Consider the following 24,745-nt stretch of genomic DNA (forward strand, 5'->3'; position numbering starts at 1 on the left):
CCCCCCTTCACGGGTGCTGGCTGCTCACCGAGACGACCTCGCCGACCAGGTAGGACGCGTAGTCGCTCGCGAGGAACACGATGACGTTGGCGACCTCCCACGGCTCGGCCGCGCGGCCGAACGCCTCCCGGGCGGTCAGGTCGGCGAGGAGGTCGTCGGTGGTGACCTTCGACAGGTGCGGGTGCATCGCGAGGCTCGGCGCCACGGCGTTGATCCGCACGCCCGCCGTCGCGGCCTCGATCGCCGAGCAGCGGGTCAGCGCCATCACGCCGGCCTTCGCGGCGGCGTAGTGGGCCTGGCCCTCCTGCGCCCGCCAGCCGATCACCGACGCGTTGTTGACGATCGCGCCGCTCCCCCGCGGCATCATGTGCCGCAGCGCCGCCCGGGTGCAGCGGAACGTGCCGGTGAGGGTCACGTCGAGGACGCTGTGCCACTGCTCGTCGGTCATGTCCACAATGGACGCCGTGCCGCCCAGCCCGGCGTTGTTGACGAGCACGTCGAGGTGCCCGAAGTGCTCGACCGCGCGGTCGAACAGGTTCTGCACCTGTGCTTCGTCGGTGACGTCGCACGGCACCGCCAGCGGCTTGTGCCCGAGCACCTCGGCCAGCCGCTCGGCGGCCTCACCCAGCCGGCGCTCGTGCCGGTCGCTGATCGCCACGTCGGCACCCTCGCGGGCGCACCGCTCCGCGGTCGCGAAGCCGATGCCGGTGCCGGCCGCGGCGGTGACGACGACGGTCCGCCCCGTCAAAAGGCCGCGCCCGTCGGGTGGTGTCATGGATTCCTCCGTCGGTACTCGCCGAGCGGCACCGACACCGAGTCGTCGCCGGGCAGCGCCGGCCGGTCGGGTTCGGCCGCCGCCAGCGGGGTCGTCTCGCGCATCGTCGCCCGGTAGCGGACCGCGAGATCCTGGTACACCCGGGTCCCGTTCGCCTTCCAGGCGAGCTCCGCGTCGTTGAGGTCGCGGGTCACCTTCGCCGGTATCCCGCGCGCCAGCGTGCGCGGCGGCACCTCGAACCCCTCCGGCACCACGCTGTGCGCGGCGACGAACGCGTACTCCCCGATCACCGCGCGGTCCATCACGACCGCGTTCATGCCGATCAGCACGCCGACGCCGACGTGGCAGCCGTGCAGGATCGCGCCGTGCCCCACGTGCCCGTCGCGGTCGAGGATCGCCGACGCGCCCGGAAAGCTGTGGAACACGCAGCCGTCCTGGAAGTTGGCGCCCTCCCGCACCTCGATCCGCCCGAAGTCGGCGCGCAGTGTCGCGAGTGGACCGACGAACGCGCCCGGTCCGACGTGGACGTCACCGATCAGCACCGCGGTCGGGTGCACGAACGCGGTCGGGTCGACGACGGGCACCAGCCCCTCGAACTCATACGCCGGCATCGAGCCTCCTCAGGCGGTCCAGCACCGCGTCCGCCTCACCCATGATGCGGTCGATCAGCTCCGCGCACGAGGGCAGGTCGTCGATGAGCCCGGCGACCTGACCGGTGGCCATCACGCCGGCCTCCGGCCGGTCCTCCACCATCGCCGCGCGCAGCAGCATCGGCGTGTTCGCGGCCAGCAGCACCTGCCCCAGACCGAGGTCGTGCGAGCGGCGCATCACCAGCCCCTCACGCACCAGGTCGCGCCATTTCGCGCCGGTGACCCGGCGGAACCCGGCGGCGCTGCGGGCCGCGCCGGCCAACTGCCGCACGCCGCCGCGGCCGACCAGCCGGGCCACCGCGGGCGTGCGCAGGACGCGTTGCGGCACACCGTCGAGCGCCGACGTCACCACCGTGTCGGTCACCGACGCGGCCAGGTACCGCTCCTTCACCGCCGCGCCGACCGGGCTGTCGGAGGTCAGCAGGAACCGCGTACCCATCGCGATGCCGGCCGCGCCGTACGCGAGCGCCGACACCAGCCCGCGTCCGTCGAAGTACCCACCCGCGGCGATCACCGGGATGTCGACGGCGTCGACGATCTGCGGCACCAGCAACGAGGTCGGCACCTGCCCGGTGTGCCCGCCGCCCTCGGCGCCCTGCACCACGACCGCGTCGACGCCCCAGCCGGCCACCTTCTCCGCGTGCCGGCGCGCGCCGACCGACGGCACCACCGCGACACCGGCGTCCTTGAGCCGCGCGATGAGGTCGGGCTTGGGCGCCAACGCGAACGAGGCGACGCGTACCTTCTCCCGGATCAGGAGATCGACGCGGTCCCGGGCGTCGGGCGCGTCGGCGCGCAGGTTGACGCCGAACGGCGCGGCGGTGCGCTCACGCACGTCCACGATGGCTTTTTGCAGTTCGGAGAGCGACAGCGTCGCGGCGGCCAGAATGCCGAGCCCGCCGGCGTTGGACGTCGCGGCGGTGAGCCCGGCGTCGGAGACCCAGCCCATGCCGGTCTGCACGATCGGGTGTCGGATCCCGAACAGGTCGCAGATCGGCGTGCGGATGACCATCAGGAGACCTCGGCGGACCGCAGATCGGTGGGGTCGATGACGGTGCGGATCAGGTCGAGTTCGGCGTCGGTCGGCTGGCGGGTCTCGGGGACGTCGTTCGGCACGACCAGTTCGAACGCGGTGGCCGCTGTCACTTCCTCGACGGTGACGCCGGGATGGGTCGACACCAGCCGCATCCGGTGATCGGGCGTGTCGAAGTCGAACACCCCGAGGTTGCTGACGACGCGGCGGAGGTGGTGGAACCGGCTCGCCTCCGGGCCCGCCGCCGCGGCGCGGTCGTACCCGACGCCACTGACCATGTCGACAGTCTCGACGAACGAGCGGTGCGCGTGCCGGGGAACCCAGTAGCTGGTCGGGTGGTTGACGGTGTTTCCCGGCGCGCCGCGCACGCCGAGCAGCTGCACCTTGGGGCGACGGTGGTCGCCGATCGCGGAGATGTTGGCGTTGCCGTACCGGTCGATCTGGCTCGGTCCCATCATCACGTGCCGGCGCCCCGACCACAGCACGTCGAACGCGAACCGGAACGGCATCCAGCCCTCGATCACCGGTGGCTTCTCGCCGATGGCCCACGTGCCCTGGCCCAGATACGCCTCGCCGTCGGTGAGCATCAGGTCGGGTTCGAACGTGGCCCGGGCCAGCCGCGCACCGATCATGGGGACGAGACCGATGGGGCTGGCGAGGATCTCCCCGTCGCCGCGCCACGCCTCGGCGCAGGCGACCACACAGATCTCGGCCCGGGTCGCGCTCACGCTACGGCCTCTTTCTGATAGACGCTTTCGTCGACGTCGAGATAGCGGGCACGGAACGCCGCCCACGCCTCGGGATCGCCGGCCGCCTTCACGTACTCGCGTTGGAACGCCTCGTCGCGGCCGTAGTCGGGTTCGCAGGACGTGAAGTGCGCGCCACCCGGCGCCTCCACCACCCCGCGCACCATGAACCGCTTGATGAGCAGTGTCTGCACGGGCGCGGTGGCGGTCAGTTCCTTGGCGTCGACGATGCGCTCGCACGACACGTACGCGCGGTCCGCGGCGGCGCAGTACAGCTCGTCGAAGTACGGGTCGGGGCCGAGATACTGGGCGTTGCCGGCCTCGTCGGCCCGGTTCATGTGCACCAGCGCCGCGTCGAGTTTCAGCGCCGGCACGGCGACCAGTTCCTCGCCGCCGTACGGGTTGGCGACCGTGCGCAGCTCGGGGTTGACCGTCATGACGTCGGAGCCGAGGCCGACCCGGGTGGGCAGGAACGGCAGCCGGGTCGCCGCGGCGTACAGGCCCCACTGCAGCATGCCCTCGTCGTACTCGGTGACGCGCAGCGTCCCGGCCTGGCGGGCGGCGCGGAAGTGCGGTTCGAGCGGGATCGAGTCCAGCGACACGAACCCGTAGATCAGATGCCTCACCTTTCCCGCGGCGAGGAGCAGGCCGACGTCGGGCCCGCCGTAGCTGACCACGGTGAGGTCGGTGAGATCGGACCGCAGGATCGCCCGCACCAGCGACATCGGCTTGCGGCGCGAGCCCCAGCCGCCGATCCCGATGGTCATGCCCGACGACAGTTCCGCCACGACCTCGGTCTCGGTCATCCGCTTGTTCGCCATCGCCACCTCTTGCACTCGCGGCCGGTCGGGTCGGCGTCAACATAGCAAGCGCTTGGTTGGTTACGCTACACTGCGCTGGGCGATATCCCAGACTGCGTACCGAATAGACTTCAGCTGCCGTACAGACCCAACGACGAAAGAGCTGCCCATGGCGCGTGAACCCGGAGAGCGTCGGGAACGGATCCTCGCGAGTGCGGCGGGGCTGTTCGCGCGCAAGGGGGTCTCGGCGACGACGGTCCGGGAGATCGCCGACGAGGTCGGCATGCTCTCCGGCAGCCTCTACCACCACTTCGACTCCAAGGAGGCGATGGTCGACGAGATCGTCGCGTCCTACCTGGAGGACCTGCGGGTGCGGTACAAGGCGGTGACGGCCCGCGACGCCGATCCCCGCACGAAGCTGCACGATCTCGTGATCGCCTCGCTGGAGGTGGTCGAGGCGCACCCGCACGCCACGGAGATCTACCAGAACGAGGTCAACTACCTCACGCAGATCGAGCGTTTCGGCTACCTCAAGAACGCCGGCAAGGAGGTCCAGAGCACCTGGCTCGAGGTCATCAACGCCGGTGTGCGCGACGGCGTGTTCCGGTCCGACCTCGACCCGAAGGTGCTCTACCGCCTCATGCGTGACTCGGTGTGGCTGTCGGTGCGGTGGTTCAAGCCCACCCGCGACTACCCGGTGAGCCGGTTCGCGGAGGACTGCATCACGCTGTTCCTCGACGGGCTCTCCCCTAGGACCTGAACAGCCCCAACGGCTGGAGGGACCCGGCCAGGCCGCCGCTCTCGAACGCGGCGGCCACCGCTTCCACCGTCCACTGTGGATCGCGCAGCCCGTCGCCGAGCACCGCCGGGTGCCGGATCAGCGACAGTTCGGTGCCGTCGATGCGCACCACCTGGCCGTGCACCGCGGCCGACAGGTCGGAGAGCAGATACACCACCGCCGGCGCGTTCTGTTCGGCCGGCTTGCCGATGTTCTGCCGCTGCGCCCGCTCGCCGAGGTGCTTCTCGAACGCCTCGGCCATCCGCGTCTGCGCGTTCGGCGACACCGCGTTGACGCGGATGCCGCTGCCGGCGAGGTCGACCGCCCAGCTGTAGGTCAGCGACGCCACGCCGCCCTTGCTGGCGCCGTACGCGCCCATGTCGGCCGACCCGGCGTGCGCCCCCGAGGTCACGTTGACGATCGACCCCCGCGTCATCGCCCGGATCGCGTGCAGGCCGCAGTAGGCGGTGCCGAGCAGGTTCACCTCGATCACCGCGCGGAAGTCGTCCGGGTCCTGGTCGAAGGGGCTGGCGAGGCGGAAGATGCCGGCGTTGTTGACGAGGCCGTCGATCGCGCCGAACGCGTCGACGCAGTGCGCGACGAGCGCGCCGGCGCCGTCCCACGTCGCGATGTCGGACGCGTCGGCGACCGCGCGGCCGCCGGCGGCCTCGATCCCCGCGACCACCTCGCGCGCCTGCTCCGCGTCGACGTCGTTGACGACGACGGCTGCGCCCTCGCGCGCCGCCAGCGCCGCGTACGCGGCACCGAGCCCGCGCCCGGCACCGGTGATCACGACCGCCTTTCCGTTCAGAGCACCGGTCACGACAGGCGCTCCACCACCATCGCCATGCCCTGACCGCCGGCCGTGCACATGGTCTCCAGCCCGAACTGCTTGTCGCGCCAGCGCAACGAGTTGACCAGCGTGGTGGCGATGCGGGCGCCGGTCATGCCGAACGGGTGCCCGAGCGCGATCGCTCCACCGTGGACGTTCACCCGGTCCGGATCCAGCCCAAGTTCCCGGATCACCGGCACGACCTGGGCGGCGAACGCCTCGTTGATCTCGACCAGGTCCACATCGGACACTCCGAGACCCGCGTGCGCCAGCGCCCGCCGCGACGCCTCGATCGGGCCCAGGCCCATGATCTCCGGGCTGAGCGCCGAGACGCCGGTCGCGACGATCCGGGCGAGCGGTTGCAGCCCCAGGTCGCGGGCGCGCGTCGCGCTCATGACGACCACCGCGGCGGCGCCGTCGTTGAGCGGGCACGCGTTCCCGGCGGTGACCGTCCCGTCGGGCCGGAACACCGGCGCCAGCGTCGACAGCTTCGCCAGCGTGGTGCCCGCGCGGGGCCCGTCGTCGGTGGCCACGACGGTGCCGTCGGGACGCGTCACCGGCGTGATGTCCACGTCGAAGAACCCGTCGGCGATCGCCTTCTCGGCCCGGTTCTGGCTGAGGACCGCGAACTCGTCCTGCTCCTCGCGGCTGACGCCGCACCACTGCGCGACGTTCTCCGCGGTCTCGCCCATCGCGATGTGCAGGTCGGGAAGCCCGCCGCTCGCCCGCGGGTCCACCCACCGCCCGGCCGGCGCGAAGGGCCGGAACGCCGGGTTCTTCGTGTCCGGCATCCCGTCGGCCTTGCCGTTGCCGTACCGCGACACCGACTCCGCGCCGGCGGCGAGGAACGCGTGCCCCTCGCCGGCCCGGATCGCGTGGAACGCCATCCGGATCGCCTGCAACGACGAGGCGCAGTACCGGTTCACGGTCGTGCCCGGCACGCCGTCGAGGCCGAGCCGCACGGCCACCGAGCGGGCCAGGTTGTAGCCCTGCTCGCCGGCCGGCTGGGCGCAGCCGAGCATGATGTCGTCCAACGTCGACGGATCCAGCGCGGGCACCTGGCCCAGGGCCGCCCTGGCCATCGCGACCGCGAGGTCGTCGGCGCGCATTCCCGCCAGCGATCCCTTGTTCGCGCGTCCGATCGGCGAGCGCGCCGCCGCCACGATCACCGCATCCACGGCGCCTCCTATAAGGACGATTTGATGACCTTGCCGCTCGCGTTGCGCGGCAACGCCTCCACGAACTCGACCGTCCGCGGCACCTTGAAGTTCGCGAGCCGCTCCCGGCACCACGCGACGAGATCTGCCGCCGACGCCGTCCGGCCGTGACGCAGCACCACGACCGCGCGGCCGACCTCACCGAGCCGCTCGTCCGGCGCGCCGACGACGGCCGCCTCGGCCACCGCCGCGTGGTGCGCCAGCACCTGTTCGATCTCGGCCGGGTACACGTTGAACCCGCCGCAGATGTACATGTCCTTGAGCCGGTCGGTGATCTTCAGGTAGCCGCGCTGGTCCAGCACGCCGATGTCGCCGGTGTGCAGCCAGCCGTCGTCGTCGATCGCGGCCTTGGTGGCTTCGGGATCGTCGAGGTAGCCGACCATCACGTTGTAGCCGCGGATGAGCACCTCGCCGGGTTCGCCGGCCGGCACCGGCTTCCCGTCGGCGTCGACGACCGCGAGCTCCACGCCGGGCACCGGCCCGCCGCACGTGTTCGCCACGGTTTCCGCGGTGTCGTCGGGCCGGCACATCGTGGCGGTGCCGGCGGTCTCGGTGAGCCCGTACGCGGTCAGCACCCGCTCCAGCGTGAGTTCGGCGTGCAGGCGCTCGATCAGCGCCACCGGAACCGTTGTCGCGCCGGTGACCGCGACCCGCAGGCTGCTCAGGTCGTACTTCCCGCGGTCGGGATGGTTGAGGATCGACGTGTACAGCGTCGGCGGTCCCGGCATCACGGTGATGCGTTCGCGCTCGATCAGCCCGAGCGAGGCGTCGACGTCGAACACCGCCTGCGGCACGATCGTGGCGCCGCGCAGCAGGCACGCGAGCACACCGGCCTTGTAGCCGAACGTGTGGAAGAACGGGTTCACGAGCAGGTACCTGTCCCCGGTCCGCAGGCCGGCGAGGTCGCTCCAGGTGGTGTAGAGGGCGATCGCCTGCGCGTGCGTGAGCATCGCGCCCTTCGGGTTACCGGTGGTGCCCGAGGTGAAGAAGATGTCGCTGACGTCGCCACCGTCGATCGCGGCCGCCCTCGCCGCCGCGGCTTCCGCGGTGACGCGGGCGCCGCCGGCGATGAACTCGTCCCACTCATTCAACAGGACGGTTTTCTCCAGGTGCGGAACGTCCTCTGTGGACAGCATTCCCACGTAGTCGTTGCCGAGGAAGCCGTCGACGGTCACCAGCAGGCGGGCCTTCGTCCGGTTGAGGATGTACGCCGCCTCGGCGCCCTTGTAGCGGGTGTTCAACGGGATCAGCACGGCACCCGCGCGGACCGCGCCGAGCGCGGCGACCACCCACCGCCACCCGTTGGGCGCCCACATCGCGACCCGGTCGCCCGGTTCGACGCCGGCGGCCATCACCGCGCGGGCGAACCCGTCGACCTGCCCGGCGAGTTCGGCGAACCGGATGCGGGTGGCACCGTCCACAATGGCCTCACGGTCGCCGTACGCGGCAGCCGCCGCCTCGACGAGTGCGGGCAGCGTGTCTGCGCGGAGTGGATCGGGCTGCACGGAACGCAGCTTACCAAGCGAATGCTTGCTTGGTAAGCTGTCGACCATGACCGTCGCGTACCTGGTTGATGCGCTGCGCACCCCGGTCGGCCGGCGCGGCGGCGCGCTGGCCGGCGTCCACCCCGCCGACCTCGGTGCACACGTGCTGCGGGCGCTGGTCGACCGCACCGGCATCGACCCGGCCACCGTCGACGACGTGATCTTCGGCTGCGTCGACACCATCGGCCCGCAGGCCGGCAACATCGCCCGCACCTCGTGGCTGGCGGCCGGGCTGCCCGAGGAGGTGCCCGGCGTCACCGTCGATCGGCAGTGCGGGTCGTCGCAGCAGGCCGTCCACTTCGCCGCGCAGGCCGTCCTGTCCGGAACCGCCGACCTCGTCGTCGCCGGCGGCGTGCAGAACATGAGCGCGATCCCGATCGCGTCGGCGATGGCGGCCGGGCAGGCGCTCGGCTTCACCGACCCGTTCTCCGGCTCGGTCGGCTGGCAGCGCCGCTACGGCGACCAGGAGATCTCCCAGTTCCGCGCCGCCGAGCTCATCGCGACGAAGTGGGACCTCGGCCGCGCCGAGATGGAGGAGTACGCGCTCGGCAGCCACCAGCGCGCGATCCTCGCGATCGACGAGGGCCGGTTCGCGCGCGAGATCGCGCCCATCAACGGCGTCGACACCGACGAGGGCCCGCGCCGCGACACCTCGCTGGATCGCATGGCCGGTTTGAAGACCCTGTCGGAGGGGGGACGCGTCACCGCCGCCCTGGCGAGCCAGATCTCCGACGGCGCGGCGGCGCTGCTCGTCGCGTCGGAGCAGGCCGTCGCGCGGTACAACCTCAAGCCCCGGGCGGCGGTTCGACACCTCGGCGTGCGGGCCGCCGACCCGGTCTACATGCTCACCGGCCCGATCCCGGCCACCCACCGCGCGCTGGAGCGCAGCGGCCTCACCATCGACGACATCGACCTCGTCGAGATCAACGAGGCGTTCGTCCCCGTGGTGCTGGCGTGGCAGCGTGAACTCGGCGCCGATCTGGCCCGCGTCAACGTGAACGGCGGCGCGGTCGCGTTGGGCCACCCGCTGGGCGCCACGGGTGCGAGGCTGATGACGACGCTGCTGCACGAACTCGAACGCACCGGCGGACGCTACGGCCTGCAGACCATGTGCGAGGGCGGGGGGACCGCGAATGTCACCATCATCGAACGGCTCTGATGTGGACGGTCGCGCCGTTCTGGTGACCGGCGGCAGCCGCGGCATCGGCCGCACGATCGCGGAGCGTTTCGCCGCGGCCGGTGCCCGGGTGCTGGCGTGCTCGCGGCGCGCGCCCGACCCGCCCGCCGCCGGGGTCGAGCACATGTCCGGTGACGTGCGTGAGCCCGCGGTCGCCGCCTCGTTGGTGGAGGAAGCGGTCCGCCGCTTCGGGCGCCTCGACGTGGTGGTGAACAACGCCGGTGGCGGCCCGTCCGTCCCCGCCGCCGAGGCGTCGCCGAACCTGGTCACGTCGGTGGTGCGGCTCAACCTGCTGGCGCCGTTCTTCGTGGCGCAGGCGGCGAACGCCGTCATGCAGAAGCAGACCGGCGGCGGCCTCATCATCAACATCGGCAGCGTCTCGGCCACCGAACCGGTTCCCGGCACCGCCGCGTACGCCGCGTCGAAGGCCGGCCTGTCGGTGCTCACCCGCGCGCTCGCGGTGGAGTGGGCGCCGCTCGTGCGCGTCGTCGAGGTGATGGCCGGACTGGTCCGCACCGACGAGAACGAACACCACTACGGCGACGAGGAGACGCTCGCCGCGGTCGCCGCCACGGTCCCGTTGGGCCGCATGGCCACGCCGAACGACATCGCCGACGCGTGTCTCCTGATGTGCTCCCCGCTAGCCGCGTACCTCACCGGCGCTTCTCTCCGCGTCGACGGCGGCGGCCAGCTCCCCGCGTTCACGACGGTCACCCACCGCCCCTGACCCCCGTTGATCTTGGGAGGGCGGCGGGCGTCAACTCGCGGCGCAGGTCCGCGGGGGTGCCGGCCAGGAGGCGGTTGGCGGTCGCTCGTTTGAAGTAGCGGTGGGCGTCGTGTTCCCAGGTGAAGCCGATTCCGCCGAGTAGTTGGATGCATTCCCCGGTCACCTCGAATGCGGCGTCGGTGGCGACCAGCTTCGCGATCGTGGCGGCGGTGTCGAACTCGTCGGTGTCGGCGACGCGCACGGCGTACCAGGCGCTGGAGGTGGCGGCCTCGACGTGGACGGTCAGGTCGGCGACGCGGTGCCGCAACGCCTGGAACGTGGCCAGCGGGGCGCCGAACTGCTCCCGCGTCCGCAGGTGTGCCACCGCCGCCGCGAGCGCGGCGCGCGCGACCCCGACCGACTCGACCGCGAGCGCGGCGCGCAGCAGGCTCAGCGCGGGCCCGGCCGACGGGCCGACCCGTTCCGCCGGTGCCGCCTCGAACACGAGCGTCGCCTGCGAGCGGGTCTGGTCGAGCGTCGGGTGCACGGTGCGCTTCGCGTGCGCCACCGGCACCGCGAACAGCCCGGAATCCGTTGCCACCACGGCGATGTCGGCGTCCGCACCGTTGAGGACGTGGACGGCGGTGCCGTCGACGAGGTATGCGTCACCGTCGCGCGTGGCGGTCAGCGCTGGCCCCGCCGGATCGGGGAACGCCAGCGCGGCCACCGTCGACCCAGCGGCCAGGCCCGACAGCAGCGCGGCACCGGCCGGCGTCGACGGGTCGACGGCCGCCGCCGCGGTGACGGTGGCCAGCAACGGCACCGGCGCCAGCGCGGCACCGGTCTCCTCCACCGCGATCGCGACCTCGACGAGCGACGCGCCGAAGCCGCCGTGCTCCTCCGGGATCGCCAGCGCGGTCAGGCCGAGCTCGTCGACCATCTTCGTCCACAGTGGAACGTCCGACTTGGCCAGCAGCCGCCGGACGGTGGCGCGCAGGTCCTCCTGCTCGTCGGTGAATGCGAAGTCCACGACCGTCACCCCCGACGCGATCGGCCGAGCACGTGGTTGGCGATGATGTTGCGTTGGATCTCGTTCGAGCCGCCGTAGATGGTGTCGGCGCGGGTGAACAGGAACAGCCGCTGCGCCGCCGACAACTCGTACGGTTCACCGTCGGCGAGCGTCGCCGCCGCGCCGTGGACGTCCATCGCCAGCTCGCCCAGCCGCCGGTGCCACGTCGCCCACATCAGCTTCGCCACCGACGGTGCGACCCCGTCGCCCGAACCGAGCGTCCGCAACGCCTGGTGCCTCAGCGCCTGCAGCCCGACCCACGCGTCGACGATCCGGTCGCTCCACGCGGGATCGTCGAGCAGGCCACGGTCGTGGGCCACCGTCACGATCTCGTCGAGTTCGCGGGCGAACCCGATCTGCTGGCCGAGCGTCGCGATCCCGCGTTCGAACGCCAGCGTTCCGGTGGCGACCCGCCAGCCCTCGCCGGGCGCGCCGACGATGTTCGACGCCGCCGTCACCGCCCCGTCGAAGAAGACCTCGTTGAACTCCGAGGTGCCGGTCAGCTGGACGATCGGCCGCACCTCGACGCCCGGCTGGCGCATCGGCACCAGCAGGTACGACAGGCCGGTGTGCCGCTTCGAGCCCGGCTCGGTGCGGGCGAGCACGAAGCACCAGTCGGCCAGGTGCGCCAGCGACGTCCACACCTTCTGGCCGGTGACGCGCCAGACGTCGCCGTCGCGCTCGGCGCGGGTCTGCACGGCGGCGAGATCGCTGCCCGCGCCGGGCTCGGAGTAGCCCTGGCACCAGAACTCCTCGGCCCGCGCGATCGGCGGCAGGAACCGGTCGCACTGGTCCTTCGTGCCGTAGGCGATCAGCGTCGGGGCGAGCAGGTACTCGCCGATGTGGCTCAGCCGCCCCGGACCACCGGCGCGGGCGTACTCCTCGAAGAACGCCACCTGCGTCGCGACGTCGGCACCGGCGCCACCGTGCGACGCCGGCCAGCCGAGCCCGATCCAGCCGGCGGCGCCGAGCGCCTTCTCCCACCGCGCGCGCAGCTCGACGTTCTCGTGCTCGCGGCCGGGTCCGCCGGTGCCGGCCAGCGCGGCGAACTCACCGGTGAGATTCGCCGAAAGCCAGTCCCGGACGCGGGTGCGGAAATCCATCTCAGGCCCCGTACACCGGCACCGGGGCGGGCGCGTCGGCGATCAGTTTGTGCACGACGTCGCCGAGTTCCGACGGCGTCCAACGCCGGCCGGCGTCGGCGGGCGGCCCGTGCCGCCAGCCGTCGGCGAGGCTCACCTGTCCGCCGCTCACCTCGAACACCCGTCCCGTCACGCCCGCCGACCCCACGCTCCCCAGCCACACCACGAGCGGCGACACGTTCTCCGGCGCCATCGCGTCGAACCCGTCGGCGGGCGCGCGCATCATGTCGACGAACACGGACTCCGTCATCGGCGTGCGGGCGCTCGGCGCGATCGCGTTCACGGTGATCCCGTACCGCGCCAGTTCCACGGCGGCGACCTGGGTGAGGGCGACGATGCCGGCCTTGGCCGCGGCGTAGTTCACCTGGCCGACGCTACCGAACAGGCCGGCGCCGGAACTGGTGTTGATGACGCGCGCGGCCCTCGGGTCGCCGGCCTTCGCGCGGTCGCGCCAGTAGGCCGCCGCGTGGCGCAACGGCGCCGCGTGACCCTTCAGGTTGACGCGCACCGCGGCGTCCCATTCCGCTTCGGTGATGCTGACGAGCATGCGGTCACGCACCAGGCCGGCGTTGTTCACGAGCACGTCGAGCCCGCCGTACGTCGTCACCGCGTGCGTCACCAGCTCCTGCGCGAACGCCCAGTCGGCGACGTCGCCCGGGCATGCGCTCGCGGTCCCGCCGTCCTTCTCCACCGATTCCACGACGGCGGCCGCGGCGTCGGCGGACAGGTCGTTGACGACGACCCGGGCCCCGGCGGCGGCGAACGCGTGTGCGTGCGCCCGCCCGATGCCCTGCCCGGCGCCGGTGACGACGACCACGCGGTCGGCACAGATCATGTTCCGATCTCCTTCCGGTAGCGCCGCACGCGTCGCTCCGTTCCGGCGAGGTCGGACGCGTCGCCGCGGATGACGACGCGGGACACGCCCAGCGACGCCAGTTCGGCCACCTCCGCCGCGGTTCGGGGCGCCCGCGCGGTCACCTCGATCGCGGCCGGGTCGCGCCCGATCGCCGCGCATTCCTTTCGTAGCACGGCCAGCAGGTCGGCCAGGCCGCCGGCGTCGACGCCGAGCGGGTAGAAGCCGTCGCCGTACCGCGCGGCGCGGCGGGCCGCCGCCGGACTGTGGCCGCCGACGACGATCGGCACCCCGGCCGGCCGCACGGGACGCGGTGTCGAGTGGACGTCGCGGAACGCGGTGAACTCACCGTCGAATGTGGACGGTGCGTCCGTCCACAGTGCACGCATCGCGGCGAGGTACTCGTCGGCGCGGCGCCCGCGCGCCTCGAAGGGGACGCCGAGCGCGTCGTACTCCTCGCGCAACCAGCCCACCCCCACGCCGGCGAGCAGGCGTCCGCCGCTCAGCCTGTCGATCGTGGACAGTCGCTTCGCGAGGTGCACAGGATGGTGCAGCGGCAGGATGAGCATCGCCACGCCCAGTTTCAGCGTGGTGGTGTGCGCGGCGGCGAATGTCAACCAGTGCAACGGATCGGGTACGTCGTCGTCCGGCCCGAGGCTCATGACGCCGCTCGGGTCGTACGGGTACACCGGCGCGTACGCCGCCGGCACCACCACGTGCTCGACCGCCCACACCGACTCGCACCCGAGCTCCTCCACCAACCGCACGAACGCGGCCGCCGCGGCGGGATCGGCACTCGCGATCGGCGACATGACACCGAGGTTCACGCGATGCACCCTACCAAATGCTTGCTTGGTAAGGATACGGTAGGCGGGTGCTGCTCGACTTCTCCTCCCGCCCCGGAGCCGCCCTGGTCGTCGGCGCCACCGGCGGCATCGGATCCGCGGTGGCGCACCGCCTGGCCGCCGCCGGCAGCGCCCTCGCGCTGACCTACCGCACCGACGCCGCCACGGCGGACGCCCTCATCACCGCCCTGCCCGGTGAGCCGCATGCGTGGGCGCTTGATCTCACCGACGCGGCCGCCACGGCGCGGGTCGTCGCGGCGGCCGCCGAGCGGTACGGCGGCCTGCACACGGTCGTGTACGCCGCCGGGCCGCACGTGCCGATGATCCACCTCAGCCGCGTCACCCCGGAGCAGTTCCGCGATCAGCTCACTGCCGACGCGGTCGGCTTCTTCACGCTCGTCTCGGCGGTGCTGCCGGCGCTACGTGAGAGCCGCGGCAGCCTCGTCGCCGTCACCACGGCCGCCACCCGGCGGTACCCCGTGCGCGACGGGCTGTCGGCCGGTCCGAAGGGTGCCATCGAGGCGCTGGTGCGCGGGATCGCCGCCGAGGAGGGCCGGTTCGGCGTGCGCGCCAACTGCGTCGGCCCAGGCATGACCACCGACGGCATGGCGGTGCGCCTGATCGCCAACGGCGACCTCGACGACGCCGCCCTCGACGCGGCGCGGAACAACATCCCGCTGGGCCGCTTCGGCACCGCGGACGACGTCGCCGCCGCCGTCACCTTCCTCGCGAGCGAGCAGGCGCGGTACATCACCGGCCAGAAGCTGGACGTCGACGGCGGCTACGGCGTCTGACCGCCGTTCCTCAAGGCGTTTCGATCTCCTCCAGTTCGACGCCCACCGCGTGCTGGTACGCGCGGTCCAGCGCCCGGCCGCCGCCCTCCTCCGTGGCCACCACGGCACCCCGGATCAGCACGTACCCGCGGTCGATGACGCGCCGGGACGCGCCCAGGGCGGGCTCGGCCATCACCACCGCCACACCGTCGTCGGCGGCGAGCCGGGCGACGGTGTCGGCCAGTTCCCGCACGATCAGCGGCGCGAGCCCGGTCATCATCTCGTCGAGCAGCAGCACCCGGGGTTTGCCCATCAGCGCCCGGGTGACCACCAGCATCTGCTGCTCACCGCCGGACAGCACGCCGACCAGACTTTTCAAACGCGTACGCAGGATCGGGAACCGGTCGACCGCCTCGTCGACCGCCGACCGGGGCAGCCGCAGCAGTTCGGCCATCACCTGGAGGTTGTCGGCGACGTTCAACCGCGGGAACAGCTGCCGCCCCTGCGGCACGATCGCGATGCCCGCGCGGGCCCGGGCGGCGGGGCGCAACGAGCTCACGTCCTCGCCGTCCAGAAAGATCTTTCCGGACGCGGGGACGGATCCGTACGCGGCCAGCAGCAGGCTGCTCTTGCCGGCGCCGTTCGGCCCGACGAGCGCGGTGACGCTGCCGCCCGGCACCGTGAGGTCCACATCGGACAGTGCGCTGCTGTGTCCATATCGGACGGTGAGCCCCTCGACCCGCAACTCATGCGCCATGAGGCACCTCTTCGTCCTCGTCGGAGTCCGCGACCCCGAAGTAGACCTGCTGCATCTGCGGGCTCGCCAGGCACTCGCGCGGATCGCCGTCGAACACGGCCCGGCCGCGGTCGAGCAGCATGATGCGATCGACGAGCCCGGCGACGAGGTCGACGTTGTGGTCGACCAGGATCACCGCGTGCCCGCGCCGCTGCACGGTGCGGATGACGTCGATGATGCCCGCGACGCCGGACGCGTCGGAGCCCGCGAACGGCTCGTCGAGCAGCATGACGACCGGGTCGGACCCGAGTGCCCGGCCCACCTCGACCAGCCGCTGCTCGCCCAGCGTCAGGTCGCCGGCCTCGCGCTCCAGGTCGGACAGACCCAACTCGGACGCGATCGTTTCGACCGCCGACGTGTCCTCGGCCATCGACGGGCGGAGGATGCCGAGCGCCGCGGCGAGCGTCATGCGCCACGGGTTCGGCATGCGCCGGGCCGCCCGGCCGAGCAGCAGGTTGTCGCGCACCGACAGTTCCAGCGCCAGTTGCGGGTACTGGAACGTGCGGGCGAGGCCGGCGCGCGCCCGTTTCGACGCCGGACCGCTGAGCCGGTTGCCGCGCAGCGTCAGCGTTCCGGCGCTGGCGGTCTGCGCGCCGGAGATGAGGTCGACGAGCGTGGTCTTGCCGGCGCCGTTCGGCCCGACGAGGCCGAGGATCTCGCCGGCGCCCAGGTGCAGCGAGACGTCGTCGAGCGCCACCACGCCGCCGTAGCGCTTGGTGAGGCCGGTGCCCACGAGCAACTCAGCCACGGCGCACCCACCCCACCGGGACCCGCTTGCGTAACGCGTCGGCGTAGCCGACGATCCCGCGCGGCGCGATCAGCATGATGACGAGCACCCCCAGGGCGAGGATCAGCGTGCCGCTGGTGGCGACGGCCGGGAAGTTGAGCGTCAACTGCACGGCGAGCGTCGCGCCGACCACCGCGCCCCACGGCGTTCCCGCGCCGCCGATCAGCGGCATGAAGATGGCCAGGAACACCAGGTTCAGCGTGAACGTCTCCGGCGCCACGCTGCCCGCGGCGTAGGTGAACAGGCCGCCGCCGATCGCGGCGACCGCGGCCCCGATCGCGAGCGCCACGAGCGTCAGCACCGGAACCCGCACCCCGGCGGCCTCCACCGCCGCCGGCGCGTCGCGCATCGTCCGGACGACCACGCCCCACGGCGAGAGCCGCAACCGGTCGAGCAGGAACGCCACCACGCACACGAGCAACGCCGACCCGACCACCACCTGGTACGCCGACGGCTCCCAGCCGAGCAGGTTCAGCGCGCGGATGTTCCCGAGCCCGCCGGAACCGCCGGAGATGCCCTCGGCGTCGACCAGCCACGCGGAGAACGCGAGCCCGAAGAGGAGGGTCACGGCCGCGAGGAAGAACCCGGACAGCCGGCGGGTGACCAGTCCCAACAGGACGGCCAGGGCCGCCGCGACGATCGGGCCGACGATCCAGGCCAGCGCCAGCGGGAGCCCGGTGCGGTTGGACAGCAGCCCGACGGCGTAGCCGCCGATGCCGGCGTAGGCGCCGTACGCCATCGACAGCGAACCGGCCATCAGGTACGGCACGTACATGCCGAGCGCGACGAGCGCGTACGTCGCGGTGGTCGTCACGAGCGTCTGCTTGTAGCCGTCGCCACCCACCCACAGCAACATGGCGACGACCCCGGCCACGCCCAGAACCAGGCCGCCCAACCCCGGAGTTCTACGCACGGACCCTCCTCACGAACAGCCCCTGCGGTTTGAACGCGAAGAACACGAGGGCGACCAGCAGCATCCCGTACACGTGGGACTGGCCGCCGAAGTAGTAGGGGACGAACACCTCCAGCCCGCCGAGCACCAGCCCGCCGAGCAGCGGTGCCCACAGCGATCCGGTGCCGCCGACGACCATCGCGAGGAAGCCGCTGAGCGTCCAGGACAGGCCCGACAGCGATCCGACGCCGGCCTTCGGCGCGAACAGGATTCCGGTGACGGCGGCGAGCAGACCGGACACCAGGAACGCGATCAGCCGGATCCGGTTCACCGGAAGGCCGAGCAGCGACGCGGCGTGGGTGCTGTCGCCGACCGCGCGCAGCAACCGGCCGGTGCGGGTGTACCGGATCCCCAGCGCCGCACCGGTGAACACCACGGCGGTCATCACGAACAACAGCACCGAACTCGGCTGCAGCGTGCTCGACCCGACCTTCACCGGGTCGAACGTCGCCAGGCTCTGCCCCGGCAGCGTGACGTAGCCGAAGAGATAGCCGGCGAGTTGCTGGATCGCGAACAGCACGGCCGCGACCGCGACCAGCGCGGGCAGTTCACCCTTGCCCGACCGTTTCTGCACCGGCCGCACCACGGCGAGTTCGGTGGCGGCGGCGAGCGCCATCGTCACCAGGACGGCCACCCCGGCGGCGGCCCAGACCCCCATGTCCCGCTCGATCACGAGCCAGGACGTGCACAGCCCGCCCATCATCGCGTACGGGCCGATGGCGAAGTTGAAGAAGCCCGCGCCCACCAGCGTGAGGTAGTACGCGAGCGCGAGCAGGCCGAAGAAGCAGCCCATCTCCAGCGCGGACAGCCACAGCTGCGGTTGGCTCACAGGTCCTCCCTAAACCGTGGGGCGGCCGTATGGCCGCCCCACCGCCCGACAACAGATCAACACGGCGGCTGGTAGGTGCCCCATGGTCCCTTCGGCTTGTTGTCGCTGCCGAATTCGATGAGCGACAGCCCGCACAGGCCGTCGGCGCCGAGGTGCTTGGTGGCCGAGAACGACAGGGTGAAGCTTCCCTGCCCGAACGTCGCCGGCATCTTGGTGATGCCCTGGATCGCCTCGTTGATCTTCTTCGGATCGTCGCTGCCGGCCTTCTCGATGGCGGCCTTCAGCAACTGCACCGTGTCCCACGCCTGCGCGTCGTACGCGGTGATCTCGTAGTCGTCACCGTTCTTCTTCTTGAGGAACTTCACCAGTTCCTGGGTGCGCGGGTTCTGCGAGTTGATGGACCCCATGAAGATGAGCCCGTTCAACGCACCCTGGTTCGCGAGCTTCCACGACGCCGGCTGGTTGCCGATCGACGCGAGCGAGAACCGCGGCTTGCCGCCCAGTTGCGACGCGAGCGTGTTCTGCGCCAGCACCTCGAACGCGCCGCCGACGCTGGTGACCATCACCGCGTCCGGGTTGGCGTTCTTCAGCCGGGCGACCTGTGCCGAGAGGTCCGACGCGGCGGCCGCGCCCTTCTCGTTCGCCACGATCTGGACGCACGACATCTGGTCGAAGAGGGCCTTGTTCAGCGCCGCGATGGTGGCCGTGTCGTCGGCGAGCACGCCGATCTTCTTGATGCCGGCCTTCTCGAACGCTCCACAGTAGACCTTCGCCCAGTCGTTGGTGGTGTTCGCGAGCATGTAGATGAGTTCGTTGTTCGGCGGGGCGACGAGCGTCGCGGTGACGCCGGTCGGCGCGATCGCCGGCAGGCCGAGCCCGGCGAGCTGACCCTTGGCCTGGATGATCGCCGCGCTGCCGCTCTGCAGCAGCAGCACCTTGGCGCCCTGGCTGCCGAGCTTCTGCAGCGTCGCCGGCACCTTGGTCGGGTCGCTCTCGTCGTTCTCGACAACCAGTTTGATGGGACGGCCGAGCACGCCGCCCTTGTCGTTGAGGTCCTGGATCGCCGCGCGGATCGTCTTGCCCGCGATGACGCTGTAGGACGCGCCGGGACCGGTGCTGTCCTCGTCCATCCCGACGACGATCGGTTCGCCCTTGGCGCTACCGGTGTCGGGGGTGTCGGACCCGGAGTTGCTCGGCCCGCATCCGGCGGCGGCGAGCGCCAGCGCAGTCACACCGACTGCGAGCCGCACCGCCCTGCTCCTTCTCAGACCCATGTGCCCACCTTGGTTATTCAGGTCCTGATCTGTCGGGGTATCGCCGGGGTGCTGGCCTGAAGTGGCGCACGGATCGGCGGCCGGAACTGCTCAGCAGCTCCGCGTCGTTATGTAGCAAGCGCTTGTTTGTGTCATCCTGCTTACGGGCATGCTTCGTGTCAAGCGTCACAACGGCAGACTTGATCACGGATAGGTCAAGGGCTTCGATCAGCGCAAATGCGTTGCCGGGACGTCGACCCGCGTCGCGAGGATCCGGCCGGTGCGGGTGCGCCGGGACTCCTCGGGCATCCAGGTGGCCGCGACGCACACGAACAGGGTGCGGCCGTCGTCGCCGCCGAGGACGCACGAGTAGGCGCCGGCGTCACCCGTCGACCGGCGGTCGAGGATCTCGCCGCCCTCGCGGACCCGGATCACCTCGTTCGTCGACCACGACGCGAACCACACGGCGCCCTCGGCGTCGAGGCAGATGCCGTCGGGCGACTCGGGTCCCAACGATGCGAACAGCCGCCGACTGGTCAGCGTCCCGTCGGGTTCGATGTCGAACCGGGTGAGGCGGGGCGGGTCGGCGCGGGTCTCGGCGATGACGAGCGTGCCGTCGCCGATGGCCGCGCCGTTCGGGAACTCCAGCCCGGTCGCCGCGACCACGACCGTGCCGTCCGGGTGGACGAGCGCGAGGTCGGCCGGCGTGATCGGCGTGCCCGGCGGGGTGCCATCACCGAAGTTGCCGACGTAGGCGCGGCCCTGCGCGTCGACGACCATGTCGTTGCAGTGCCAGGTCGCGATGTGGCCGAGGTCGGCGTGTCCGGTGAGGCCGTCGGGGTCGAGGCGCAGCAGGCGGCGGTCGTGCATGGAGACGACGAGCAGGCGCCCGTCCGGCAGCCAGCCGAGCCCCGCCGGATCGCCCGGCACGCGAACCACCTCGGTGACGCGGCCCGGGCCGTCGACCCGGAACACGCGCTCGTCGTGCATGTCGGAGAACCACAGGTGACCGTCGTGCCAGCGAGCGGCTTCCGGAAAAGCGAGTCCGGTGACGTGCTCCTCGAACATGCTGACCTCCCGGGTTACGATGCGGTGGTTCGTGATCGTAGCAAGCGCTTGGTTGTCCAGTTCTCGCCCAAGGAGGGCCTCATGCCGGACATCGCCCTCGGTTTCCAACCCGGAGACACGATTGTCGTCACGGGTGCGGGCAGCGGAATCGGTCGTTCGGTGGCGGTACAGGCCGCACGGGTCGGTCTCCACGTCTCCGCCTGGGACCTCAACCCCGCGACCCTCGCGGCCACCGTCGAGACCATCACGGCCGCCGGCGGCACGGCGGCCGCCGTCGTGGCCGATGTGGGCGATCCGGTCGCGGTCGCGGCCGGATTCGAGGTGACGCCCACAGCGCGCCTCCTCGTGAACAACGCGGGCCCGCCCAGCTCGGTGGACCTCGACTTCGAGGCCGCCCTGGCGCTCGCCGTCGGCAGCATGCGCCGGATGACCGAGGCGTGGCTGGCGACGGGCCCGCCGGCCGGCGCCAGCGTGGTCAACCTCGCGTCGGTGGCCGGCAACTTCATCGGCACCGGCTCCGACTGGTACACCACGGCGAAGGCCGCGATCGCCGGCTACACCCGCTACCTGGCCGCGTACCGCAGCGGCGAGGTGCGCGCCAACGCCGTCGCCCCCGGCATGACCGACACTCCCCGGATCGCCGGCTTCGCCGACAGCGACATGGGCAAGCGGGTGCTGGCCCGCATCCCCTTCGGCCGCATGGGCGACCCCGACGAGGTCGCGTGGGCGATCCTGTTCCTGCTCTCGCCGCTGGCGTCCTACATCAACGGCGTCCTGCTCCCCGTCGACGGCGGCTGGATGGTCACCCAGTAGGGCGGTGGCCGCTCCTGCCCCGGCCACGCGATCTTGGACTCCGTGCGGTGCCCCAGGCCCGCCGGGAGTCCAAGATCTACTCAAGCGCGGGCGGAGAGTGAAAATGAGTGTTGACATGGGGCTGCCGCGATCGTAATTTTCTTCATCACGGGAACGTGGTGAAAGGAATTTTGATGACGGCGGTCCAGCAGATCCAGGGCATCGTCGGGCGCCTGCGGGCCGAACTGCCCGCCCTGCCCGACGCGCTCGCCCGGATCGGCGAGCAGATCCTCGAGGACCCGGCCGAGGCGGCGCAGGCCTCGATCGTCGACCTGGCGGAGCGGGCCGGCACCTCGACGGCCACCGTCACCCGATTCTGCCGCGTGCTCGGCTTCAAGGGGTACGCGGCCCTGCGGGTCGCGCTCGCCGCCGAGAGCGGGCGGCAGGAGCAGGCCCGCTGGGAGACCGACATCGGCCAGGAGATCGGTCCGGACGATCCGCTCGACCGCGTCCTCGGCATCATCGCCGGCGCCGACTCGCGCGCGATCCAGGAGACCGCCGCCCGCCTGGACCTCGACGGCGTCGCCCGCCTCGCCGACGCGATCGCCGTCGCCGGCCGGGTGGAGCTGTTCGGGCTCGGCAGCAGCGGCGCCGCCGCCCGCGAGATGGCGTTCCGCCTCGAACGCATCCGCATCCCGGTCTGGTACCGGGAGGACGCGCACAAGGCACTCACCAACGCCGCGCTGCTCGGCCCCGGCGACGTCGCGATCGGACTGTCCCACAGCGGGCGGACGCGGGAGGTCATCGAGACGCTCGCGGAGGCCGGGTCGCAGGGCGCGCTGACGGTCGCGGTGACGTCGTTCGAGCGCTCGCCGCTCGCCGAGACCGCCGAGATCTCCCTGATCACGGCGGTGCACGAGACGACGTTCCGGCTCGCCGCGCTGGCCGCCCTGCACTCGCAACTGGTCGCCCTGGACCTGATCTACGTGGCGGTCGCCCAGCGCACCTACCAGCGCACCACCGAGGCGTTCGAGGTGACCGCGCGGGCGGTCGACGCCCACCGCGTCCCCGACGAACCCGGCGCCCGCCGCCGCAAACCCCGCCGAGCCTGAGGAGACCCCCCATGACAGCCCGCGCCTACCTGGCGATGATCACCGAACTTGTCGCGAAGGTCGGCACCGAACAGGCCGAGAACGTCGGCCGGGCCGCCGACCTGCTGGTCGCCGCCCTCGACGCCGGTGGCGTGGTGCAGGCGTTCGGCTCCGGCCACTCCGAGGCCCTCGCGATGGAGATCGCCGGCCGGGCCGGCGGCCTCGTGCCCACCAACCGCATCGCGCTGCGCGACATCGTGCTCTTCGGCGGCGAGCCGCGCGAGGTGCTCGAGGACCCGCTGCTGGAACGCGATCCCGACGTGGCCCGGCGGATCTACGACCTGGCCGCCGTCGACCCCCGCGACGTCTTCGTCGTCGCCTCGAACTCCGGCGTGAACGGCGTCGTCGTGGAACTCGCGCTCCTGGTGAAGGAGCGCGGCCACGGCCTGGTGGCGGTCACGTCGTTGGAGCACTCCGGCCGGGTGACGCCACTGCACCCGTCCGGCCGCCGGCTGTCCGAGATCGCCGACGTGGTGCTGGACAACGGCGCCCCGTACGGCGACACCGCGTTGCCCGAGGGCACCGGCGCGGTCTCCTCGGTCACCGGCGCGGTGCTTGCCCAGCAACTCGTGGCCGAGGTGGTCGACCGCCTCGTCGCCGCCGGACAGACGCCGCCGATCTACCGGTCCGCCAACACCCCGGGCGGGCACGACCACAACCTGCTCCTCGAAGCGAAATACGCGGGACGCATCCGCCGCCTCGCATAAACACCGCGGTCCACCCAGCCGAGCGAGGTACGCCCGGCCGATGGACCGCGCCCCGAACTGCCTTCCGACGCCAAGGAGTCCCCCGGTGTCCATCACCCTCCACCCCACCCGACGCACCCTGTTGGCGGGCGCCAGCGCGCTCGCCCTCACCGCCTGCGCCACCAACGCCGGCAAGTCCGGCGACGAGAGCCGCAAGGGCACCGCCAGCAACGAGAACCCGCTCGGCGTCGCGTCCGACGCCCCGCTCGAGGTCGTCATCTTCAAGGGCGGCTACGGCGACCAGTACGCGCAGCAGGCCCGCGACGGCTACCGGCAGCGCCACCAGCAGTCGACCATCGACTACAAGGCGATCCAGCGCGTCGGCGAGGTGCTGCAACCACGGTTCATCGCCGACAACCCGCCCGACGTCGTCGACAACACCGGCGCCGGCCGGCTCGACCTCGCCACGCTCGTCTCGTCGGGCAAGCTGCGCGACCTGACCGAACTCCTCGACGCGCCCAGCCTCGACGACCCGTCCGTGAAGGTTCGCGACACCCTGCTACCCGGCGTGATCGACGAGGGCACCTACGACGGGAAACCGTTGGTGCTCAACTACGCCTCGGTGCTGTGGGGCATCTGGTACTCCAAGTCGCTGTTCGCCCAGAAGGGCTGGACCTACCCGAAGACGTGGGCCGACATGCTCACGCTCTGCGGCGAGATCAAGAAGGCCGGCGTCGCGCCGTGGACATGGCAGGGCAAGTACCCCGAGTACATGAACGACCCGCTGATCTCGTTGGCCGCCAAGGCCGGCGGGCAGGACCTCGTGAAGTCGATCGACAACCTCGAACCGAACGCGTGGAAGAGCCCCGCGATGACGGCCGCGGTCACCGCGATCCACGAGCTCGTCGCCCGCGGCTACGTGATGAGCGGCTCGGAAGGACTCTCGCACACCGAGGCGCAGAACGCGTGGAGCAAGGGCCAGGCGGCGTTCATCCCGTGCGGGTCCTGGCTGGAGAGCGAGCAGGAACCGGTCACCACGCCGGGTTTCGACATGGTGATGGCGACGGTTCCCTCGCTCGACAACGACAAGCTGCCCGCCGGCGCGGTGATGTCGGCCAGCAGCGAGTCGTTCCTGGTTCCGGCCAAGGCGAAGAACGCCCAGGGCGGCCTGGAGTACCTGCGGGTCCTGCTGTCCCGCGACATCGCGAAAGGGTTCGCCCAGAACTCCAAGGCGCTGCCGGTGGTTCGCGGGGCGACCGACGGGCTGACCCTCTCCAGTGGACTGTCTTCGGTCGCGCAGGCCGCGAAGTCGACGGACCTGTTCGGCTACCGGTTCCGCACCTGGTACCCGCCGTTGGCCAAGGGCCTCGACGACGCGACCGGTGAGCTGATGACCGGCCGCGTGACGCCGGCGCAGTGGGCCGACCGCGTACAGAAGGCCGCCGACGAGGTGGCGAAGGATTCATCAGTCACCAAGCGCAAGCGCTAGCG

General features: G+C 71.7%; 25 protein-coding genes and 1 pseudogene. 8 read left to right on the forward strand and 18 right to left on the reverse strand.

Annotated elements, in window-relative coordinates; genetic code table 11:
* Positions 1–7: 7 nt before the first annotated feature.
* The 5 genes from Vau01_RS10545 to Vau01_RS10565 are packed head-to-tail and all read right to left on the reverse strand — an operon-like array spanning position 8 to position 4,025.
* The gene (locus tag Vau01_RS10545; protein WP_203989980.1) at positions 8–775 is read right to left on the reverse strand and encodes an SDR family oxidoreductase; all 768 of its coding nucleotides are present in this window, start codon (positions 773–775) and stop codon (positions 8–10) included.
* On the reverse strand, positions 772–1,386 hold the full coding sequence (locus Vau01_RS10550; RefSeq protein ID WP_203989989.1) for a gamma carbonic anhydrase family protein: 615 nt from the start codon (positions 1,384–1,386) through the stop codon (positions 772–774). The genes Vau01_RS10545 and Vau01_RS10550 overlap by 4 nt, the downstream gene beginning before the upstream one ends.
* A complete protein-coding gene (locus Vau01_RS10555) occupies positions 1,373–2,437 on the reverse strand; it encodes an NAD(P)H-dependent flavin oxidoreductase (protein ID WP_203989998.1) in 1,065 nt (354 codons plus the stop codon). The genes Vau01_RS10550 and Vau01_RS10555 overlap by 14 nt, the downstream gene beginning before the upstream one ends.
* Entirely contained in the window at positions 2,437–3,186 is a 750-nt protein-coding gene (locus Vau01_RS10560; protein WP_239151475.1) for a CoA-transferase subunit beta, read from the reverse strand. The genes Vau01_RS10555 and Vau01_RS10560 overlap by 1 nt, the downstream gene beginning before the upstream one ends.
* Entirely contained in the window at positions 3,183–4,025 is an 843-nt protein-coding gene (locus tag Vau01_RS10565) for a CoA transferase subunit A (RefSeq protein WP_203990001.1), read from the reverse strand. Before Vau01_RS10565 ends, Vau01_RS10560 begins: the two co-directional genes overlap by 4 nt.
* 148 nt (positions 4,026–4,173) lie before the next feature.
* Between Vau01_RS10565 and Vau01_RS10570 the strand changes: the two genes are divergently transcribed.
* Positions 4,174–4,764 (forward strand): TetR/AcrR family transcriptional regulator, encoded by a 591-nt coding sequence (locus Vau01_RS10570; RefSeq protein WP_203990003.1) that lies wholly within the window; start codon positions 4,174–4,176, stop codon positions 4,762–4,764.
* Here Vau01_RS10570 and Vau01_RS10575 read toward each other — a convergent pair.
* The 3 genes from Vau01_RS10575 to Vau01_RS10585 are packed head-to-tail and all read right to left on the reverse strand — an operon-like array spanning position 4,754 to position 8,336.
* Positions 4,754–5,605, reverse strand: coding sequence for an SDR family NAD(P)-dependent oxidoreductase (locus tag Vau01_RS10575; protein ID WP_203990005.1), 852 nt, complete (start codon positions 5,603–5,605; stop codon positions 4,754–4,756). The genes Vau01_RS10570 and Vau01_RS10575 overlap by 11 nt on opposite strands.
* Complete coding sequence (locus tag Vau01_RS10580) at positions 5,602–6,792, reverse strand: acetyl-CoA C-acetyltransferase (RefSeq protein ID WP_308440450.1); 1,191 nt, start codon at positions 6,790–6,792, stop codon at positions 5,602–5,604. Before Vau01_RS10580 ends, Vau01_RS10575 begins: the two co-directional genes overlap by 4 nt.
* Before the next feature lie 8 nt (positions 6,793–6,800).
* Positions 6,801–8,336 (reverse strand): FadD3 family acyl-CoA ligase, encoded by a 1,536-nt coding sequence (locus tag Vau01_RS10585; protein WP_373320215.1) that lies wholly within the window; start codon positions 8,334–8,336, stop codon positions 6,801–6,803.
* A gap of 46 nt (positions 8,337–8,382) precedes the next feature.
* On the opposite strand from Vau01_RS10585, the gene Vau01_RS10590 reads away from it, so the two are divergent.
* The gene (locus Vau01_RS10590; protein WP_203990009.1) at positions 8,383–9,534 is read left to right on the forward strand and encodes an acetyl-CoA C-acetyltransferase; all 1,152 of its coding nucleotides are present in this window, start codon (positions 8,383–8,385) and stop codon (positions 9,532–9,534) included.
* Complete coding sequence (locus tag Vau01_RS10595) at positions 9,509–10,279, forward strand: SDR family oxidoreductase (protein WP_203990011.1); 771 nt, start codon at positions 9,509–9,511, stop codon at positions 10,277–10,279. The genes Vau01_RS10590 and Vau01_RS10595 overlap by 26 nt, the downstream gene beginning before the upstream one ends.
* A 78-nt stretch (positions 10,280–10,357) precedes the next feature.
* Here the strand turns inward: Vau01_RS10595 and Vau01_RS10600 are convergent.
* The 4 genes and pseudogenes from Vau01_RS10600 to Vau01_RS10615 all read right to left on the reverse strand — a co-directional run.
* Positions 10,358–11,249 (reverse strand): annotated as a pseudogene (locus Vau01_RS10600) (acyl-CoA dehydrogenase family protein); the annotation flags it as partial.
* Between the two features lie 44 nt (positions 11,250–11,293).
* Positions 11,294–12,430, reverse strand: coding sequence for an acyl-CoA dehydrogenase family protein (locus Vau01_RS10605; RefSeq protein WP_203990036.1), 1,137 nt, complete (start codon positions 12,428–12,430; stop codon positions 11,294–11,296).
* 1 nt (position 12,431) lies between these two features.
* The gene (locus Vau01_RS10610) at positions 12,432–13,304 is read right to left on the reverse strand and encodes an SDR family oxidoreductase (protein ID WP_203990043.1); all 873 of its coding nucleotides are present in this window, start codon (positions 13,302–13,304) and stop codon (positions 12,432–12,434) included.
* Positions 13,301–14,149 carry an LLM class F420-dependent oxidoreductase gene (locus Vau01_RS10615; protein WP_203990045.1) on the reverse strand — a complete coding sequence of 283 codons (849 nt, stop codon included), beginning with the start codon at positions 14,147–14,149 and terminating at the stop codon, positions 13,301–13,303. The genes Vau01_RS10610 and Vau01_RS10615 overlap by 4 nt, the downstream gene beginning before the upstream one ends.
* Positions 14,150–14,196: 47 nt before the next feature.
* Here Vau01_RS10615 and Vau01_RS10620 point away from each other — a divergent pair, with 47 nt between their 5' ends.
* Positions 14,197–14,961: an SDR family NAD(P)-dependent oxidoreductase gene (locus Vau01_RS10620; RefSeq protein WP_203990047.1), complete on the forward strand. Its 765-nt coding sequence runs from the start codon at positions 14,197–14,199 to the stop codon at positions 14,959–14,961.
* A gap of 10 nt (positions 14,962–14,971) precedes the next feature.
* On the opposite strand, the gene Vau01_RS10625 is transcribed toward Vau01_RS10620, so the two are convergent.
* From Vau01_RS10625 to Vau01_RS10650, 6 genes are all read right to left on the reverse strand, one after another.
* A complete protein-coding gene (locus tag Vau01_RS10625) occupies positions 14,972–15,697 on the reverse strand; it encodes an ABC transporter ATP-binding protein (protein ID WP_203990054.1) in 726 nt (241 codons plus the stop codon).
* Positions 15,687–16,484, reverse strand: a complete 798-nt coding sequence (locus Vau01_RS10630; RefSeq protein ID WP_203990058.1) for an ABC transporter ATP-binding protein — start codon at positions 16,482–16,484, stop codon at positions 15,687–15,689. The genes Vau01_RS10625 and Vau01_RS10630 overlap by 11 nt, the downstream gene beginning before the upstream one ends.
* Positions 16,477–17,436, reverse strand: coding sequence for a branched-chain amino acid ABC transporter permease (locus tag Vau01_RS10635; protein WP_203990059.1), 960 nt, complete (start codon positions 17,434–17,436; stop codon positions 16,477–16,479). The genes Vau01_RS10630 and Vau01_RS10635 overlap by 8 nt, the downstream gene beginning before the upstream one ends.
* Positions 17,429–18,304, reverse strand: a complete 876-nt coding sequence (locus Vau01_RS10640; protein WP_203990060.1) for a branched-chain amino acid ABC transporter permease — start codon at positions 18,302–18,304, stop codon at positions 17,429–17,431. Before Vau01_RS10640 ends, Vau01_RS10635 begins: the two co-directional genes overlap by 8 nt.
* Before the next feature lie 56 nt (positions 18,305–18,360).
* Positions 18,361–19,554, reverse strand: a complete 1,194-nt coding sequence (locus Vau01_RS10645) for an ABC transporter substrate-binding protein (protein ID WP_203990061.1) — start codon at positions 19,552–19,554, stop codon at positions 18,361–18,363.
* 231 nt (positions 19,555–19,785) lie between these two features.
* On the reverse strand, positions 19,786–20,625 hold the full coding sequence (locus tag Vau01_RS10650; protein WP_203990063.1) for an SMP-30/gluconolactonase/LRE family protein: 840 nt from the start codon (positions 20,623–20,625) through the stop codon (positions 19,786–19,788).
* A gap of 81 nt (positions 20,626–20,706) precedes the next feature.
* Here Vau01_RS10650 and Vau01_RS10655 point away from each other — a divergent pair, with 81 nt between their 5' ends.
* The 4 genes from Vau01_RS10655 to ngcE all read left to right on the forward strand — a co-directional run bounded on the left by Vau01_RS10655 (position 20,707) and on the right by ngcE (position 24,743).
* The gene (locus Vau01_RS10655; RefSeq protein ID WP_203990071.1) at positions 20,707–21,438 is read left to right on the forward strand and encodes an SDR family NAD(P)-dependent oxidoreductase; all 732 of its coding nucleotides are present in this window, start codon (positions 20,707–20,709) and stop codon (positions 21,436–21,438) included.
* Between the two features lie 173 nt (positions 21,439–21,611).
* Positions 21,612–22,529, forward strand: a complete 918-nt coding sequence (locus Vau01_RS10660; RefSeq protein WP_203990073.1) for a MurR/RpiR family transcriptional regulator — start codon at positions 21,612–21,614, stop codon at positions 22,527–22,529.
* 11 nt (positions 22,530–22,540) lie between these two features.
* Complete coding sequence (locus Vau01_RS10665) at positions 22,541–23,275, forward strand: sugar isomerase domain-containing protein (RefSeq protein WP_203990075.1); 735 nt, start codon at positions 22,541–22,543, stop codon at positions 23,273–23,275.
* Between the two features lie 85 nt (positions 23,276–23,360).
* On the forward strand, positions 23,361–24,743 hold the full coding sequence (gene ngcE, locus Vau01_RS10670; RefSeq protein WP_239151476.1) for an N-acetylglucosamine/diacetylchitobiose ABC transporter substrate-binding protein: 1,383 nt from the start codon (positions 23,361–23,363) through the stop codon (positions 24,741–24,743).
* The last annotated feature ends 2 nt before the right edge of the window (positions 24,744–24,745 follow it).

The sequence above is a fragment of the Virgisporangium aurantiacum genome, from assembly GCF_016863635.1.
GTDB lineage: Bacteria > Actinomycetota > Actinomycetes > Mycobacteriales > Micromonosporaceae > Virgisporangium > Virgisporangium aurantiacum.